The 17,247-nt window shown below is 52.2% G+C and carries 11 protein-coding genes and 1 pseudogene; 5 read left to right on the plus strand and 7 right to left on the minus strand.

Features of this window, described 5'->3' with window-relative positions; all coding sequences use genetic code 11:
• Window positions 1–230 precede the first annotated feature (230 nt).
• The gene (locus GU926_RS00265; RefSeq protein ID WP_160687895.1) at window positions 231–1,898 is read right to left on the minus strand and encodes a S8 family peptidase; all 1,668 of its coding nucleotides are present in this window, start codon (window positions 1,896–1,898) and stop codon (window positions 231–233) included.
• 398 nt (window positions 1,899–2,296) lie between these two features.
• On the opposite strand from GU926_RS00265, the gene aspA reads away from it, so the two are divergent.
• The gene (gene aspA, locus GU926_RS00270) at window positions 2,297–3,709 is read left to right on the plus strand and encodes an aspartate ammonia-lyase (RefSeq protein WP_160687897.1); all 1,413 of its coding nucleotides are present in this window, start codon (window positions 2,297–2,299) and stop codon (window positions 3,707–3,709) included.
• 94 nt (window positions 3,710–3,803) lie between these two features.
• Window positions 3,804–4,610: a phosphatase PAP2 family protein gene (locus tag GU926_RS00275; RefSeq protein WP_160687899.1), complete on the plus strand. Its 807-nt coding sequence runs from the start codon at window positions 3,804–3,806 to the stop codon at window positions 4,608–4,610.
• Between the two features lie 71 nt (window positions 4,611–4,681).
• Here GU926_RS00275 and GU926_RS00280 read toward each other — a convergent pair whose 3' ends face one another.
• The gene (locus GU926_RS00280; RefSeq protein WP_160687901.1) at window positions 4,682–5,641 is read right to left on the minus strand and encodes a hypothetical protein; all 960 of its coding nucleotides are present in this window, start codon (window positions 5,639–5,641) and stop codon (window positions 4,682–4,684) included.
• 624 nt (window positions 5,642–6,265) lie between these two features.
• On the opposite strand from GU926_RS00280, the gene GU926_RS00285 reads away from it, so the two are divergent.
• Window positions 6,266–6,676 carry a hypothetical protein gene (locus GU926_RS00285; RefSeq protein WP_160687903.1) on the plus strand — a complete coding sequence of 137 codons (411 nt, stop codon included), beginning with the start codon at window positions 6,266–6,268 and terminating at the stop codon, window positions 6,674–6,676.
• A 229-nt stretch (window positions 6,677–6,905) separates the two neighbouring features.
• Here GU926_RS00285 and GU926_RS00290 read toward each other — a convergent pair whose 3' ends face one another.
• Both GU926_RS00290 and GU926_RS00295 read right to left on the minus strand, forming a co-directional pair.
• Complete coding sequence (locus tag GU926_RS00290) at window positions 6,906–10,988, minus strand: chemotaxis protein CheB (protein ID WP_160687905.1); 4,083 nt, start codon at window positions 10,986–10,988, stop codon at window positions 6,906–6,908.
• A gap of 52 nt (window positions 10,989–11,040) precedes the next feature.
• Window positions 11,041–12,597, minus strand: a complete 1,557-nt coding sequence (locus GU926_RS00295; RefSeq protein ID WP_160687907.1) for a GAF domain-containing protein — start codon at window positions 12,595–12,597, stop codon at window positions 11,041–11,043.
• Window positions 12,598–13,003: 406 nt separating this feature from the next.
• Here GU926_RS00295 and GU926_RS00300 point away from each other — a divergent pair, with 406 nt between their 5' ends.
• Window positions 13,004–13,393, plus strand: a complete 390-nt coding sequence (locus GU926_RS00300) for a hypothetical protein (protein WP_160687909.1) — start codon at window positions 13,004–13,006, stop codon at window positions 13,391–13,393.
• A 77-nt stretch (window positions 13,394–13,470) separates the two neighbouring features.
• Here GU926_RS00300 and GU926_RS00305 read toward each other — a convergent pair whose 3' ends face one another.
• The 3 genes and pseudogenes from GU926_RS00305 to GU926_RS00320 all read right to left on the minus strand — a co-directional run bounded on the left by GU926_RS00305 (window position 13,471) and on the right by GU926_RS00320 (window position 15,251).
• A complete protein-coding gene (locus GU926_RS00305; RefSeq protein WP_160687911.1) occupies window positions 13,471–13,845 on the minus strand; it encodes a cupin domain-containing protein in 375 nt (124 codons plus the stop codon).
• Between the two features lie 105 nt (window positions 13,846–13,950).
• Entirely contained in the window at window positions 13,951–14,715 is a 765-nt protein-coding gene (locus tag GU926_RS00310) for an oxygenase MpaB family protein (RefSeq protein WP_160687913.1), read from the minus strand.
• A 156-nt stretch (window positions 14,716–14,871) separates the two neighbouring features.
• Window positions 14,872–15,251, minus strand: a pseudogene (locus tag GU926_RS00320) (STAS/SEC14 domain-containing protein).
• 199 nt (window positions 15,252–15,450) lie between these two features.
• On the opposite strand from GU926_RS00320, the gene GU926_RS00325 reads away from it, so the two are divergent.
• On the plus strand, window positions 15,451–17,019 hold the full coding sequence (locus GU926_RS00325) for a protein adenylyltransferase SelO (RefSeq protein WP_160687919.1): 1,569 nt from the start codon (window positions 15,451–15,453) through the stop codon (window positions 17,017–17,019).
• The last annotated feature ends 228 nt before the right edge of the window (window positions 17,020–17,247 follow it).

The following is a 17,247-nucleotide window of genomic DNA, read 5'->3' on the forward strand; positions in this document are numbered from 1 at the left end:
AAAAGAAGTCATTGTGAGGTAAAGAGCTGAAACGCTGAGGAATAATCGGTAGTCTTTTTCTTAGATACCAGTCTCCAAATACCTCCAAAATTTGCTCTAGACTGCCAATAACTGACAATGCCCCAAAGAAGCAAGGTCTCCTTTCCTCAAGCTATAAAAACCAAGGATTGCCAATTAGCCCGTAGGTCGTTTTTGGCTTCTTTTCCAGAAAACAGGCCAAAAACGACCTACTAATTCTTTACACCTTTCTCTGCTACTTTCTTTTCTGCCAGCAGCATGGCCTGGTAGGCGTTTACAATACCTCCAGATTTAGAGAGCGAGGCGAAGGCAATTTTGCGTTTATTGGCGGAGGCCAGGTTGGGCAGGTACACTTTCTGTTTAGGATATTGGGCGGTAGAAGCCAGCAGCACCTCTTTTAACTCCAGGGCGGTTAATTCTGGATAATAAGACCAGACCAAAGCGGCTACGCCAGACACCACCGGGCTGGAAAAGCTGGTGCCTTCCATTTTGTTGTAGCGGTTTTCTGGAGCGAGGGAGATGATGTCCACGCCCGGCGCGAACAGGTCTACGCTCAGCTTGCCATAGTTGGAGAACTCGCCGCACAGGTTCTCATCCAACAGCCGGGCGTTGGCACCCACCTCCAACCAGTTCTGGGCCAAGGTGCCGTCAGATTTTTTGCTGGTGGGATAGCTGGGCACTTGGTCATTGTTGGCTGCGTCATTGCCCGCCGAGTGCACTAGTAAAACGTTCTTAGAGGCGGCGTAGGCCACGGCCTCGTCTACCATACTTTTCTGGGGTGAGAAGCTCTTCCCGAAGCTCATGTTAATGATATGGGCTCCGTTGTCTACGGCATAGCGAATGGCCAGGGCAATGTCCTTGTCGCGCTCGTCTCCCTGGGGGACGGCACGCAGGGCCATGATTTCCACTTCCTGGGCAATGCCGTCTATGCCTTTCTGGTTGTTGCGCACGGCCGCTATCAGGCCCGCTACCGGAGTGCCATGGTCGGGGCGGGGGCCGGCTACGTTAGGATTTCCGTAGCGGCGGTCTTGTAGGTCCTCGGGGTTGTCTGCCAGTAAGGTGCGTGGGTCAAAGGTGAGGTTCAGGTGCTGGTTCAGGAAAACGTCGCTCATTTCCAGGGCTTGTTGAAACGAGTAAGGAGTGTAGCCCAACTCATACCGGCTCAGGAGCCAGGCGCGGGCGCGCAAAACGTCTTCGCTGGCGTTGGTGATGCCTTTTACATCGGCTAGGGTCACTTCTTTCTTACCCAGGTGCTGCGCCAAAATACCTTCCACGTGGCTTATTACCTGCCCGAACTCCTGCAACGACTGTTTGTTTTTCTGCTGTTTGGCCAGTTCCTCGTCAAAGGCTTTTTTGGCGGACAGGTACAGTTTGTATTCCTCCTGCTGAGCGGCGGGTACTTTTTGCACAGAGGTGACGTGACTATACAGCGGTGAGAGCTTCCGGTAGATTCTTACAAACTCATAAGTCTCAAAGGTTATGTCCTGGCCGGCGGCGTTGCCCAGAAAACCCCAGCCGTGCACGTCGTCTACGTAACCGTTCTGGTCGTCGTCCAGGCCGTTGCCGGCAATTTCTTTGGCATTGGTCCAGATGCGGCCCTGTAGGTCTTCGTGCAGAATGTCCACCCCGCTGTCAATCACGGCCACCACCACTTTGCGCTTGGGCGTTCGGGTTGGCAGCAACTCCTGATACACCCGGTTCACGCTGGTGCCTTGCACCTGCTCCACCTCTGGGCTCATGTTGTACCAGTTCACCAATTGCTTGTCAAAGCTACTGATATTGGTGGTAGGGCCGTTCTGACCCCAGGAGGGAAACGAAGCGCCCAGCGTGGCTGCTAAAGCCAGTGCAACACCAGCAGAGAACGTAGAGGATTTTTTCATACAGACGTCTAAAGCGCTTGAACAGAAGGACTAGCAGAAGCAGGTTATGCGGGAAAAGGCCAGAGGCTCCCACCAGAAAGGCGTGTAAGCTCTGCTATATTATGTAAACCGCAACTAGGACGAAGTTACTGATTTTTGTAAAGTTTCCCATAAGGTCATGGGTTTTGTAGAAGTAGTTTTCCCTAACAGGAAAGCAAGAATTCAGCTTTAAGAAAAGTCCTTTGCCTGGCGGGAGAAGTGTTTCCGTTTTTGGCTTCTTTTCCAGAAAACAGCCCAAAAACCACTAAGAGAGACGGCATGGGCAGACGCTCCTAAAACCTGAGGCTCCAAATAAAAGTATGCTACCTAGGTACTTGTACTGAGAGAGTGAACTTCTAATAATATACAAAGGCACCCCCATGGCAAAAACATTCAGAATTGAGCATGACTTTCTAGGCGAAAAGGAGATTCCAGAGAATGCATACTATGGCGTGCAGACGCTGAGGGCACTGGAAAACTTTAACATCACGGGCATTACCAATGCGCAGGAACCTTTCTTTATAAAGGCCTTTGCGTACGTGAAAAAGGCCGCCGCTCTGGCCAACCGAGACTGCGGCGTACTGGACCCAACTATTGCTGAGGCCATTGTCTTTGCCTGTGACGAACTCATTGCCGGCAAGTACCAGGACCAGTTTCTCACAGACCTGATTCAGGGTGGGGCGGGCACCTCGGTGAACATGAACGTGAATGAGGTGATTGCCAACATAGGTTTGGAGTACCTGGGCCATGACAAAGGCCAGTATGAGTACCTGCACCCCAACAACCACGTCAACTTCTCCCAGTCTACCAATGACACGTACCCCACAGCCATCATGCTGTGCCTGTACTTTAAGCTGGAAGTTTACCTGGAGGCCTTGTCAAACCTAAGAAAAGCCTTCAAGCGCAAAGGCCAGGAGTTTGAGAATGTCTTGAAAATGGGCAGAACCCAGTTGCAGGATGCCGTACCCATGACGCTGGGGCAGGAGTTCAACTCGTTTGCCACTACGCTCAAAGATGATGTGCGCCGACTGAAAGAAGCCCAGCGCAAACTCACAGAATGCAACATGGGCGGTACCGCCATTGGTACCAGCATCAATGCGCCAGAAGAGTACCCTGCTTTGTGCGTGCAGTACCTGGCAGAAATCACGGGTATTCCCATGGTGCTGGCAGAAGACTTGATTGAAGCTTCTTCAGACATGGGCACCTACATGCACGTGTCCAGCATGGTCAAGCGCAATGCCGTCAAAATCTCCAAGATCTGCAATGACCTTAGGCTGTTGGCCTCTGGGCCGCGGGCGGGCCTGAATGAGATCATGCTGCCGCCCATGCAGCCGGGTTCTTCCATCATGCCGGGCAAAGTGAACCCGGTCATCCCAGAGGTAGTGAACCAGACCGCCTTTTATGTGATTGGCGCCGACATGACCATTACCATGGCCGCCGAGGCCGGACAGTTGCAGCTCAATGTCATGGAGCCGGTCATTGCGTTCAGCCTATTCACTTCCCTCAACTACATGACCAATGCCATGAACACCCTGCGCACCAGATGCGTGGACGGCATTAAGGCCAACGTAGAGAACTGCCAGAACATGGTCATGCGCAGTGTGGGCATTGTCACTTCGCTCAATCCCATATTAGGCTATGAAACCTCAGCTTCTGTTGCCAAAGAAGCCCTGGCCACCGGCAAATCCATCCATGACATTGTGGTGCTGGAGCGCAAACTAATCAACCAGGAAAAGTGGGACGAAATCTATTCTTTCCAAAATATGGTACACCCTGTCTTTATAAATACGTAAATACTTTTCAGCCTTGAGAATTGTGCTTTGGTTATGAATAAGTGCTTTTTTAGGCTGAAAAGAAGATAGATATTGTACTTAAAGATAGACGGGTATGTTTAAGATTCCCTTGTTGTACCTCACCGAGTGGGTAGAGGCGTTTTTTCAGGTGCCCTACATGCGGCAACTCAGAAGCCGCTACCCCAGGGTATTTGCATTCTTGCACGCACGTTTCAAGACCGACCATTTCTACGGGCTTCCGCTGACCATTTTATTGGTATTGATGGGCGTAAACCTGCTGCTGTTGAGTAAGCTCGCCGAAAACGTGGTCAACTCAGAAGCCACTCAGGCCATGGATGTGCAGGTGTCGGGGTTTTTCTTCGGGATGCGCAGCGCAGAGCTGAGTCTGTTCCTGTACGCGTTTACGCATTTAGGCAACGTGTACGGCGTAGCGGCCATGACAATCCTGGCGGGGATCTTCTTCCTGACCAAACGCATGTTCCAGCATTTGGTGGCCTTGCTGGTGTCTGTGATGGGGAGCGGGCTTTCCATGGATTTGCTCAAAACGTACTTTCACCGTGATAGGCCGCTAGACATTGCGTTTTACGTGCCCGAGAACTCTTTTTCTTTCCCCAGTGGGCATTCTGCCAGTGCCATGGCCCTAATGGGGTTGCTGGCGTATTTCTGTCTGGTGGAAGTTAAGCACCATCGGGCTAAAATATTGTTGGTGAGCGCGGGCTTCGCGTACACGCTCTTGATTGGCATTAGCAGGATTTACCTGGGCGTTCATTTTCTCACAGACGTGGTGGCGGGTTTCCTGCTGGGCTTCTTGTGGGTGGTGTTGGCCATTGGCGTGCTGGAGTACCTGACCATTGACCGGGTAAAACAGGCCGTCACTAAAGAAGACGTGATGGTCACATAATTCAGAATTTACCTAAACCAGAACGCCCTCCTTGTGCAACCAAAGAGGGCGTTCTGGTTTATGCGAGGGTTCTATTTTATCAGGCTCAGTATCTCTTTCTTCCTCTGCCGGGCACCGTCGGTCAGGTTTTCGTCATACTCCAGGCCGGTGTGCTCATAAAGAGAATAGAACGCAAAATGGAAGGCTTTCTCTGCCTCCTCCTGGCTGGCGCCGCTGGCTTCCAGTTCCAGGTCTTCATAAGAGAGCAGGTACAGGCCGTCTTCTAACATCACCTTCACCTCCAGAGGTCGTTTTAAGACGATGGGAGGCTCCCCCGCTACGGTTATCTTGGTGAACAGAGCGTGCGCGTAAACGTCCAGGGGTTCCTGCGCAGAAGTTTCAGCCGGTTCATCTGTCTCTGAAGGCAGGGGAGGGACCACAATGGGCTTCCGTTCTTTTTTAGGCCGAATCACCTTGGGTTTCTCTTTGGAAGGCGTGAGGGTTTGCACGGCGCTCTGCGGAATGCGCGTGAGGTTCATGGCCTTTTCGCTTTCCAGGGCACTTACCAGAATCTCATAGCCTTCAGCCTTGGCCAGGGTTTTAAACAACGGCCCGAAGATCCGTTTACGCTCCTCGGTTGTAAAATCTTCGGCCAGTTGGTTGACTTCCGAGGGGCTGGAATAGTCTACTGTCAGAATCTGGTGCACAAAGTTGCGGAAGCTTTCCTTAAGTACCGGCAACGGAAAGTCCATGCTACTGCCTCTCTTGGCCTTGGTGCCCAGGTAATCTGGCGCAATGCTGGCCTTGAATCCCTGAAAGTTCACGTCTACCATCATCAAATCTGAGGTGATTTCTGGCTTGGTGACCTGCGTGGTGATGAGGCCTTTGCGCTTATTGTTGGTGATGGTGAGGTATTGGATATAGCTATCCTGTAGCAGCAACAGCATGTCGGCCAGACTTCCTACCGCCACGGCCTGGTCGGCGCGGTTCTTGGGTCTGATGTGCAAGGTAAAGGCCAAGGCCCTTAAACTATCCAGGTACTGATTCTCCATACGGGGCGCTGTTGTTTTTTTGACTCATAACACCGGTTGTACAAAGGTAGTTTGCTAAAAGGAAGAAGTAGATATTTTATTTTTGCTAAATTTTTTAGTAGGAGGAAGGTTTGAGATATAGGTCTCGTTCTTGGGCAGTTTTCTGGGAATTAGGCTGAAAAGAGGAGGGTTGTTAAGAGTTATGATTGGAAGCAAATGTCCGTATAAGAGGCTTCCATCTTTCACTTACATGGCGCGGAAGTGATTCTTGTAGAGACAACGGCACCGCCTTGTCTCTCACGCATTTTTGATAAAGCCCTTCCTCACAAAAGAGGAGCTGGGGGACCATAACCTACGAGCGTCTGCACCAATGCCGTTTTTCACCTAATTCTTCCAAAACAGCCCAAAAACGCATTCCAGACTCAGGACTCAAGACTCAGGACTAAAAGACCTCGTAGTGCGCGCAGCTCCTGATAGTGTCTGTGCTCGTTTTTCGCCTGTTTCCCAGAAAATAGCCCAAAAACGGATTCCCAGCTCAATCATCAGGACTAACTCAAAGGAACCTGTCTGACAGGAGGCCGTAAGGAAAAGGGCGTGTGGGCCGTGGTTGGCCTGCACCTGGTATGAACTAAAACAGATAGAACTATGTGGCAACCCATTTCAAGACAAATGCACGGCCTAGCCGAGGCAGGGTACATTCCGGCAGTGGCCTCGGCGCCAGAATCAGTGGGCTTTACAGAACAGGAAACGGCTACTACCTTGTGTAGAGCCATTGGTGGAATGGCGTTGGTCTCTGCGCTGGTGACCAAGGCTGAGTGGGGCGTGGTGCAGGCAGTACCGTATAAGGTGCATTTAGGAATAGACGCGGCTACCAGCCTTTTTGCCCTGGCCGCTCCGTGGCTGTTTGGATTCTCCAGGCATGAGAAGGCTAGAAATACCTTCCTGGCCATGGGAATGACCGGTTTGGTGGTAGGTGCCTTGTCCAGACCAGAAGAAATGGACCCAGGCAAGGAAAGGAGCCTGAGAAGAAAAGCCGAAGCTCTGCCTGCCTTGTAAGGCCTTAACTCTTGAGGTAGGCGTTTCTTGAACCAGAGAAGTTGTCATTAATAGGAGTCCTTCATTTGGTGAAAATAAATCGAGGTCCGTTTTTGGGCTGTTTTATGCAAAACAGCCCAAAAACGGACCTCGTTGGTTGAATGCTTCAGATTTGGCGTATCCTGGACATTGGCCACTCACCAATGTAAAGTGGATGTGGCCTACATCATCACTGTTTAGACGTTGCCGTCTACTTAGGGAAATAGATTTTGAAGGTGGTGCCTTTGCCTACTTTGGTGGAGACTTCAATCTTGCCGCCAGCGTTTTGCACAATCTTCTTGACCATGTACAGGCCAATACCGCTGCCTTCTACGTGGTCATGGAAGCGGGTGAACATGGAGAAGAGCTGTTCTTCCTGCGCGGGATTCATACCCAGGCCGTTGTCTTCTACTTTTAAGACACTGTACCCACTTTCACTTAAGCAGGACAGATGAATGTAAGGCTCCTGGTCCAGAGAACGGTATTTGATGCTGTTGGAGATCAGGTTGTAAATGATGCTGCGCAGGTTCTTCTCAGAGAAGGAGATGATGGGGCATTGTTTAACGTCAATCTTCAACTGCACGCCAGAGGCCTTGAACATCTGGTCCATGTCCAGAACGATGTCTTCAATCAACTCACCCACCTTGATTTTCTCAATGACGCCATGCTGCTCGTTCTGGAGCTTGGTCACTTCAGTGAGGTTGTCAATGGTCTTTTTGAAACGCTCCACCGCTCCCTGCATCATCTGAATGATCTGGTGCAATTCTACCTGTTCGTAATCTTCTTCGGGCAGTTCCAGGCGTAGTTCCCGTAGCAGCGCCTCAATGTTCAGGATGGGGGCCTTGAGGTCATGCGACGCCGTGTACACGAAGTTGTCCAGGTCTTCTATGACCAGCAGCAGATGGTTGTTGGTTTCCTTGAGTTTCTCCTGGGTTTCCTTCAGGTCGGTGAGGTCAATGAAAGAACCAAGCACGCGGTGCGGCATCTGGTACTCGTTGTGCAGAATGTAGGCGCGGTTGTAAATGTAGGCGTAAGAACCGTCGGCACGGGCCAGTTTAAATTCAGCAATCCACTGGTCCTTGCCTGAGTTGATGGCCTCATTAATGCCTTTTAGTACGCGCTGGCGGTCTTCTTCGTGAATTTTATTGAACCAGGAGTCAATGCCGTTCTCCATTTCAGTGTGGCTGTAACCCAGAATGGACTCCAAGGTGTCACTCCACCAGAGCTCATTGGTGATCAGGTTCCAGTCCCAGACCACGTCATTGGTGGCCTTGGAAACCAGCTTGAAACGCTCCTGGCTTTCGGTCATCTCTTTGGTGCGCTCCACCACACGCTCCTCTAACTGGTTGTTGAGCAAGATGAGGTTCTCCTCGGCTTTCTTGAGATCCTCGTAGGCCATCAGAATCTTTTCCTCGCTTTCCTTTTTATCTGTGATGTTGGCAAAGGTCACGGTGAAGCCATCGCCCATTTTCACAGCCACAATCTCATACCAAGCACGTTTCCCGTTGAAGTCCAGGTGCTGCTCCAGGTGCAGGGGCTTGCCGGTTTCCACCACGCGCGCAAACTTCTTGAACAGTCCGTTTTTCTTCATGAAAGACAGGTCTTCCATCACGCTCTTGCCTATCAAGTGAGCCTGCGGAGTGCCCACCAGTTGCTCGGCCTGCTTGTTCAGAAGCGTCCAATGGAAGTCTGTAATCTCCTGTTCACCCGTGCGCACTGCCCTGAACGCCATGATGTTGTTGAGCGAGCTGTTGAGCACGCCCTGCACCACGTTGCTTAAGGTCTTGAGCGTAGTCACGTCTACAAAACTCAACACCACGCCGTCTTTGTTACCGTCATGCTTGAGGTAGGGGATGATGCGCAGCAGGTAATACCGGCCGTCCTGGGTTTCTACTTCCTGCTCCACCTCATAAGACGTGTTGTTCACCTTCTGGATGTCTTCCAGCAGGTTGGGGTACCGCAGATTGTGGGACAGGTGATGAATAGGCCGGCCCAGGTCTATGTCAATGATGTTGATGATGTTTTTCACCGTGGGCGTGAACTTCCGGATGGTGAGGTGATGGTCCAGGAAGAGCTGCCCTATGTTGGAGCTCCTGATGTAGTTGTCTAGGTCTTCGTTGAGCTCCTGCAGTTCCCGGATTTTAAGCTGATGCTCAGAGTTGACGGTGTGCAATTCCTCGTTCAGGGATTGCATCTCTTCATTGGAGCTTTGCAGTTCTTCGTTTGAAGACATGAGCTCCTCATTGGTAGACTGTAGTTCTTCATTTGCGGTGCTCAGGTCCTGCACGGTCATGTGCAGGCTTTCGCGGGCCTCGCGCAATTCACTCTCCAAGGTGGTGAGTTGCTGAAAATACTCTGAGTCTTCTTCTGTGATGAGCGAGGGCTTGAGGTTCTTGAGCGAAGGCGCGGCCTTGCCCATTTCCTGCAGCAACACCAGCAGCACCTTGGGTTGATCTGGTTCCACCGTAATCGGCCGAACAGACAAATGCACCAGCTGGCTTTTCTTGCCCAGCAGCATCATGACCTGGCGGGCCACCGGCTTCTGGGTCTTAATGACTTTTCTAATGTCCACGCTCAGAGTGACGGCCAGTTCCTTGGGCACCATTTTGAGCAGGTTCAGGTGCAGGCGCTTGTCTGGCAGTTTCAAGAACCGGTTAATGTCGCCCACGCCGTGCAGCAGCTGGAAGTTGTCGTCTACGTACAGGCCGGTGATCTTGAACTCGTCTGCCACGGCATCCATGAACAGGTCATTGTACTTGACCAGCTGGGCGTTTTTGTACGAAGGGCTGTGCTCCACCGGAAACGTGTGCGCCTGCGGCGTGATGCCGTAGTTCTGCTGCACCCCACGCTTGTCTTTAATTTTCTGGAAGAGCTTCCATTTGCGGTTGCGTTCGGCAAAATAGGTTTTCATCTCGCCAATGTGTTCACTGGAGCCCAGCAGCAGGTAGCCGTTCTGTTTTAAGGCGTATGGGAACACAGACAGCACCCGTTGCTGCAGGTCTGGGTTGAGGTAAATGAGCATGTTGCGGCATGTAATCAAATCCATGCGGCTGAACGGCGGGTCTTTCTGCAGGTCATGCTGCGCGAAAACCACCATGCCCCGCACGTGCTCTTTGACGGTGTACCGGTTGCCCTTCAGGTGGAAGTATTTCTGCAGCCGCTCTGGGCTTACGTCTTTGGAGATGGAGGCCGGGTAACTGGCTTTGGATGCCTGTTTAATGGCCCGCTGGTCAATGTCAGTGGCGAACAGTTTCACGTTCACGGGCCGGCCCAGGCGCTCTAAGCACTCCTGAAACAGAATAGCCAGGGAATACACCTCTTCCCCGGTGCTGCAGGCCGTCACCCATACCTTGACCAGTTCTTCTTCGGGGGTATTGGCCACAATCTCTGGTATCACCTCCTGCTCCAGCAAGTCAAACGCTTCCTGGTCCCTGAAAAAACGGGTAACGCCTATCAGAAACTCCTGGCACAGCTGCTTGATCTCAGCGGGGTGGTCATGCAGGTAAGCTAAGTAGTCCGGCAGGGTTTCTACCTTTAAGGTGTCCATGCGCTTTTTCAAGCGGCGGTAAATGGTGGCTTGTTTATAGTTCTTGAAATTGGTCTGGGTATGCGTACAGATGAGGTCCAGAATCTCTTTGAGCACCTCTTCGTCTTCCTCTATCAGGTTCTTGTCAATGAGTGTTTTCACTAACGGTATCTGGCGTGTGTATTCAATGATTTCACCGGGCATTCGTTCCGGGGAGAAGACGTAGTCTACAAACCCGGCCTCAATAGCGCTGCGGGGCATGCCGTCAAACTTGGCGGTGGCGGGATCCTGCACCATGACCATGCCTCCCGCCGACTTGATTTTCTTGACGCCCTTGGTGCCGTCTGAGCCCGTGCCCGACAGAATGATGCCAATGGCGTATTTGCCCATGTCCTTGGCCAGCGACTCAAAGAAGACGTCAATGGCAAAGTTGGGCTCCCGGTTTCTAATTTGGTTGACCAGGTGCAACCGGCCTTTTTCTATGGTGAGTTGTTTGCCGCTGGGCAGCACGTACACGCAGTTGGGACGGGTGCGCATATTGTCCTCGGCCTCCCGCACCTGCATCTGGGTGTGCTTGGACAACAGCTCGGCCATGAGGCTTTTATGGTCCGGTGACAGGTGCTGGATAATGACGAACGAAAAACTGGAGTTGTTGGGAAAGTAGTCAAACAACGTATGGATAGCCTCCAGCCCACCGGCAGAAGCGCCAATGCCAACCAGGTAATGGTCCGTTTTTGGGGGAGTAACTGCGAGGAGCGTGCTTTTCATGGGCAATGGTTAATGCTGGTGCTCTAACAAATAAACTAGAAGGCCACCGGCACTAGTATTTCTCTTTAATGATTTTTTCCAGGATGGCGCCGCGCAGGAATTCTGCGGCCTCCAGTTCTTCTGGCAGCCAGGGCATGGAGGTGTGCTTTACCGTTTCCTGGTAGGTGGCAAAGGAGTTTCTGGGGTGGTATTTCTTCCCGTCTGGCTCCATCTGGATGGCCTGGTTAGGGTCGCCGCCCCAGGCAATGGTCTGAATCACCTCTGGCCTGAAACCCAGAATGTACTCTCCCTCTTCTGCATTGATGGGCAATACCACCAGGCCGCTGGCTACGTCTTTGTACTCTTGGCTGCGGGCATACTGGAGGGGCAAGGTATCTGTGGCATAGGTTCTTTCCTGCCGCTGCCGCTTTAACCAGTACACCAGTTCCTTCAGGTTCTGGGAGGAGGGCACCGCGCCGGTAGTCCAGATGCTGCCTTCATACAACACCGCCGCGCCAGAAATGTTTAGCAGCTGCAAGAGGCTGGGCTGCCCGTTGAGCAGGCCCTCGGCAAAAGAATCTGAGGTGTAGAGCTGCTCCAATAGCTGGGCATGCAGGTCCCGGAGCTGGGAGCGCAACTCAATGGCTCTTTCCTTTTCTTTGGCGGCAATCTGGGCAGAGACAATGCTGGAGAGCAGTTCCATGGCAGACCTAAGCTCATAGCTGGGGTTCTTGGGCGTCTTGTGGTGGCAGGAAACCAAGCCCCAGAGCTGGTTGTCAATAATGATGGGCAAAGACATGGAGGCCTGCACGCGCAAGTTGGTCAGGTACTCTAAATGCACAGTGGCCACGCTGCGCAGGTTGCACTCAGACAAATCTGTGAACTTGTGGGTAAGCGGATTGATGACCGGGTTCATGCGCACGGGCGTGTAGTCACGCGTGGGGATGAGCCGGTACGGGTTGCTGAAGTACAGGTCGCGGGCCTGCTTGGGCACGTCTGAGGCTGGAAAACGAAGGCCCAGATAGTCGTCCATGTCTTCTTGCTTGGCCTGGGAAATGACAATACCATTCCACTGCGGGTCAAACTGGTACAGGAGAATGCGGTCAAAGCCCGTGAGCTTTTTCATTTCTTCCACCAGAATCTGGCTCACGGCCTGCGTGGTGGGCGCCTGTTTCAGCAAAGAGGTAATGTATTTGATCTGCTGGTACAGCGCCATGAACGAATTCTGCGGGGCTGGCACCGGGTTTTCCTCCAGCTCAATCAATACATAGTCCTGCTTCTGGTGCACCAGTGCCGTGAACGGAAGCTCCCGCCCCTGGATGGTAAACGTCAGGTGAAACGGGATTTTTTCCTGATAGCCTTGGGGGGCCATTTTGCTCTGGAGTTCATGTAGCTGGGCCTGGGGCAGAAACTGCTCAATGGACTGGCCCAGCAATGCCTGCACCGGCAGGGAAAGGAACTGCTCGGCATTTTCGCTTACTTGGGCAATGCGCAAGTCTTCCGGTGATAAGGTGAACAGAACTCCGTGGGGCTGAATGAGATTGACCAGGTGCAAGGGAATGCTTCCGCAGAACTCTGAGTCATAGTTCTTCTCAAGGGTGATGCCAATTGGAGCCTGTTTGTTTTCCATAGGGGTAAGAAAAGCGCGCCTGAACCTGTGCCAGAAGCTCTAAGGTACGCATTGATCAAGGATTATTATAATAGGTGTCCCAGAAGGTAATCCGTATAAACCGCAAATGTCTGGCAAAAGTTGTCTAAAAATTCTTCAGGATGGCCTTTAATCTGAGTGCATTCCTGACGGCGTTTTTGGATAAGATTAATGGTAGCTGGAACGTCAACATGGGTAGAAGAGAGTACTACTTGTTTTGGTAAAGAATGTTCCGTTTTTGGGCTATTTCCCAGAAAACAGCCCAAAAACGAGTGTTTGCCCTATAAAGAAACGGTAGAACCAAAGCCTGAGTACGCTGCCAGAAAACCTTGCCAGCGTATTGCAGTATGTAGAGACACGTACCTTGTTCACTAAAAATTGACAGACAATGGCAACAGGCAAATCTTTTGAGGAGCTTTTCAATACGCAGCAGAAAAAGCTGGCATTTTTTCAGAACCTGATTCTGGCGGCGGTAGCAGACCGGCAGCTGGATGAACAGGAAAGTGAGTTTTTGCTCACCATTGGTAACCGGCTCAACCTTTCTGCAGAAGATGCGCGGCCGCTGGTAGACAACCTGTCGCTGCTTTCTTTTGTCATTCCTGAGGACGGCCTGCAGCGCACCCTGGAACTACAGACCGTGATCATGATGGTGCTGCAAGACGGTCACATTGAAGACAAAGAATACCAACTGTGCCTGGAATATGCGCGCCGCATTGGGTATGCCAAAGAAACTGTAGACGAAATGATTGACCAGTTGAGCCAGGGAGAGCAAGCCTAGGTTTTCTAACCTTGGCAAATCATACAAAAAGAGCAGGAGCGGTAAAGGCGCCTGCTCTTTTTGGTTAGCAGCAAGTCTTACAATGGATCCTGTTCCTGGTCTTCAATAAAGCCCGCGTCTTCCAATGAATGCAACCTGATGTAGGCCCGGCGCCAGGGCGTATCATCCAGGAGGCGCCACTTATGGCCGGCTCCTGTCAGATCGGCTGCCAGCAGTACATCACCGGGTTTTAGGAGGAACACCTGCGCGGCGCTGGTGGTAAATTCCAGCTGGCCCGACAGCGTGAGCACATACTGCAGACAAGGCGCGGGGTGCCAGTCATAGGCTGCGGGGCTGGGCGTCTCTTTAAACTCCAGCTGGTGGGCTGGCAAATGCTGCCGGTCTGGGACGTAGCCTTTCACCACCTTTGAGTTGCCGGTGGCGTCTGTGTACAATTTATAGGCTTTGATCATAGCTGTGGGCGCTGGTTTTAGTACAGAAAAGGTATTTCCCTAGTGTACTGACAAAACCGAAAGGAAGATGTGCCCCAGTACTTTCTTCTCTCAGAAAAACTCCCTTTAGGAAAGCGGCTGGTCCAAATCTTTGATCTGCTGCAGATACCCCGAGGGCAGGAGGATGGATTTGAAAAACCAATCTAGCTTGAATATTCTGGAAGCTTTGTAGGCCAGCAGGAGAGGAGGCAGCAAGGAGGGGGCCTGCCAGCCCAGCAAGGTTTTCACCCGCGCTGGAATAACCAGTTTCTGGCCCTCCAGCAATATTTTATACCGAATGGCTCCTAAATATTTTCTGTATTGGCGGTACAGATCCTGGGTAAAATGGCTGTACACCAGGTTCTCCTGCAGGTGGCTGTTTCGCATGATTTCCCATTCTGGGAAGTTGACCGGCAATCCTTGCAAGCCCATGCGGTGGCCTACGCGGTAAAATACCTGAAACACTTCTTCCTTTTCTGAGGGCGTGAGCCGGAGTTCCAGCACCTCATAGGCGCGTATGGAATAGTCAATGAGCATGAAAAGGACATCGCGGTAGGCCCAGTCTGGAATGCGCTGGCCCCGGCTGGCTTCTACGTGGGCGTGAATAGAGGCCATCCGGTCAATGGTCTGGTGCGCCGCTTCCAGCTCTGAGAAAACGATTTGCCGGGCATAGGCCACCGTAGAGAACAATCGGCCTAAAGGATCTGCGGGCAGCCGGCCGGTAAAGTAGAGCCAGTCCACGGCTTTGTTCAAGGCAAACTCCGCCGATGATCCGGCAAAGATGAACAGGATGGTATCTCCCTTGCCCCATATCTCTCGCACTATAGACGTTCTCTCAACAAAGTATTTCATGGTGGTTTTCAATGGCAGGCTACTAAGTGCTCTCTGGCAAACGTACGGCGCTCGCAGAATGGTACGCAAGGGAACCACGATTTTCATGCTTGGCTAACGTTAGCCGTTTTTGACGTATTTTCCAGAAAACAGGCCAAAAACGGCAGACTATTTATTTTAGGATTGCACCCAGGCCATGGCCTCTGTCTGCTGCTCTGCCGGAAAGAATTTAACCTGCGCAGTGGTGAAAGGCTTTATGGCCGTGGCCAGAGTCTGCTCCCAGGTTTTGTCGCCCACCAAGGCAATCTTCTTAAAGTTGTTGATATGGCGCACTCAAACGAAAGGTCTTCCAGCAGGCCCTGCAGCGTCCAGCCCGTGAAGTCGTACATGTGCCAGTACAGGTTAATTTTTTCGTGATCGGCCAACTTCTTTTCCAGCGCTGGTAGGAGCTGTTGGTAGTCGGTTTTGTGTAAGGTGCCGGTCACGCGCACGGCCACCAGGTCTGGGGCGGTTGTATTTATGATCTCTACCATGGTATTTCTGTTTTTTCTTATCATACGAAAGAAGCTACGCCAGAGGAAAGTGCTATAGTGCTTTCTTTCGCCTGTAGGGAACGTAATTTAGCCTTGTTGGATAGAAGCCAAGCCCAATCCTGCGTATAAGGCTTTTGCAAACTTCGGGTGCGGCGCCGGCAGTGGTTTGGTTTGTAATTGCCGATGGTTAGGCCTAACTCGCACCCGTTTACCAGAAGTACCTATGGACAGATTATCTCAGAAAGAATATAAAAACGAATTTGTGCAGGCTTTCCCCGGCGATGACACCGGCGACACCCGTCCGCGCCAGACGCCGGGCATGCTCTACAGCAAAGCCACGCCCACACCCGTGAACAAGGTAACGCTACTGGCCTGGTCAGAGGAGCTGGCGCAGGAGTTGGGCATAGAAAAGCCCGTGGCCCAGGAGGATATAGACGTGCTGGGCGGAAATTTAGTGGCACCCACCATGCAACCCTACGCGGCCTGTTACGCGGGCCATCAGTTTGGCAATTGGGCGGGTCAGTTAGGCGATGGCCGGGCCATCACGCTGGGCGAATGGCCCGCATCCAACGGCCAAACCTGGGAATTGCAGCTGAAGGGCGCCGGCCCCACTGCCTACTCCAGACGCGCCGACGGCCGGGCCGTGTTGCGTTCCTCTGTGCGGGAATACCTCATGAGCGAAGCCATGCACTACCTGGGCGTGCCCACCACACGGGCTCTGAGCCTGGTTTCAACCGGCGACCAGGTCATGCGGGATATGTTCTACAACGGCAACCCCGAGTTTGAGCCCGGCGCCATTGTCTTGCGCGTGGCGCCTAGCTTTCTGCGCTTCGGGAGTTTTGAGATGCCTGCCGCCCGCCAGGAGCAGGACAACCTGCGCCAGTTGGTGGAGTGGACCCTGGCGCGGTATTACCCGCACATAGAAGGTGCCACCCTGGAAGAAAAGATACTGCCTTGGTTTAAAGAAATCATGGACCGCACGGCCTTTATGATCAACGAGTGGCTGCGTGTGGGCTTTGTGCATGGCGTCATGAACACAGATAACATGTCTATTCTGGGACTCACTATTGACTATGGTCCGTACTCGTTCCTAGATGACTATGACCCCGATTTCACGCCCAATACCACTGACTTGCCAGGCCGGCGCTATGCCTTCGGGAAGCAGGCCAACATTGCCTACTGGAACCTTGGCTGCCTGGCCAGCGCCCTGGCTACCTTATTGCCAGATGCCAAGGAGCTTGTGACTCTTTTAGAGACCTACAGCCAGGTGCATTACCAGAAATACTTTGACATGATGGCCAGAAAACTAGGTTTGGACCAAGTGCAAGAGTCTGACCCGGTGTTTATTACGCAGTTTGAGGAAACGCTTGCTGAGCTTCAGCCTGACATGACCATCTTCTACCAACTGCTCATTGACCTGCCCCTGGAGGATGGAACGGAGGAGGCTACCCTGGCTCATTTCCAGGAAAGTTTGTACACCCCGCCTGGTGCCCGTGAAAAGGCGCTGCTACACACCATTTTGACTGCTTATCGCGCCCGTTTACGGGTCAATACCCTCCCTCGGGAAGAATCTCAGGCCCTGATGCGGCAGGCCAACCCTAGGTTTATCTTACGCAATTACCTGTTGCACCAAGCCATAGAAAACCTCACGCAAGGAGACAACCAGTTGTTTACCCAATTGCAAGCCGCCATGAAAACTCCGTATGCCCAGGAGCATGACCAGTTCTTTGCCAAGCGCCCTGACTGGGCGAGTCAGAAGCCGGGTAGTTCTATGTTGTCTTGTAGTTCTTGATTTGTTTGTGATGAAGGACCAGGGAAGGCCGCGGATGATACGTCTGCGGCCTTTTTGTTTCTATAAGGTGGGGTTGGTGTCTATGACACAGATTTAGTTCTGTGTCTCTTGGTTATGGTTGGGTGCATGCAGTTAGCTGTCTCTTCAGTAGTTTCTTCCTTCCGGTGCGAAAGACCAACCTTATTTCATTTCTTCTGCTAAGCGCTCACGGCCGCGGGGCCCCGTCCT

It is taken from the genome of Nibribacter ruber, assembly GCF_009913235.1.
GTDB lineage: Bacteria > Bacteroidota > Bacteroidia > Cytophagales > Hymenobacteraceae > Nibribacter > Nibribacter ruber.

What these genes read in the sequence shown, in the direction of transcription:
- GU926_RS00265 (WP_160687895.1), bottom strand. Translation starts at nt 1,898, where the DNA reads ATGAAAAAATCCTCTACGTTCTCTGCTGGTGTTGCACTGGCTTTAGCA.
- aspA (WP_160687897.1), top strand. Translation starts at nt 2,297, where the DNA reads ATGGCAAAAACATTCAGAATTGAGCATGACTTTCTAGGCGAAAAGGAG.
- GU926_RS00275 (WP_160687899.1), top strand. Translation starts at nt 3,804, where the DNA reads ATGTTTAAGATTCCCTTGTTGTACCTCACCGAGTGGGTAGAGGCGTTT.
- GU926_RS00280 (WP_160687901.1), bottom strand. Translation starts at nt 5,641, where the DNA reads ATGGAGAATCAGTACCTGGATAGTTTAAGGGCCTTGGCCTTTACCTTG.
- GU926_RS00285 (WP_160687903.1), top strand. Translation starts at nt 6,266, where the DNA reads ATGTGGCAACCCATTTCAAGACAAATGCACGGCCTAGCCGAGGCAGGG.
- GU926_RS00290 (WP_160687905.1), bottom strand. Translation starts at nt 10,988, where the DNA reads ATGAAAAGCACGCTCCTCGCAGTTACTCCCCCAAAAACGGACCATTAC.
- GU926_RS00295 (WP_160687907.1), bottom strand. Translation starts at nt 12,597, where the DNA reads ATGGAAAACAAACAGGCTCCAATTGGCATCACCCTTGAGAAGAACTAT.
- GU926_RS00300 (WP_160687909.1), top strand. Translation starts at nt 13,004, where the DNA reads ATGGCAACAGGCAAATCTTTTGAGGAGCTTTTCAATACGCAGCAGAAA.
- GU926_RS00305 (WP_160687911.1), bottom strand. Translation starts at nt 13,845, where the DNA reads ATGATCAAAGCCTATAAATTGTACACAGACGCCACCGGCAACTCAAAG.
- GU926_RS00310 (WP_160687913.1), bottom strand. Translation starts at nt 14,715, where the DNA reads ATGAAATACTTTGTTGAGAGAACGTCTATAGTGCGAGAGATATGGGGC.
- GU926_RS00325 (WP_160687919.1), top strand. Translation starts at nt 15,451, where the DNA reads ATGGACAGATTATCTCAGAAAGAATATAAAAACGAATTTGTGCAGGCT.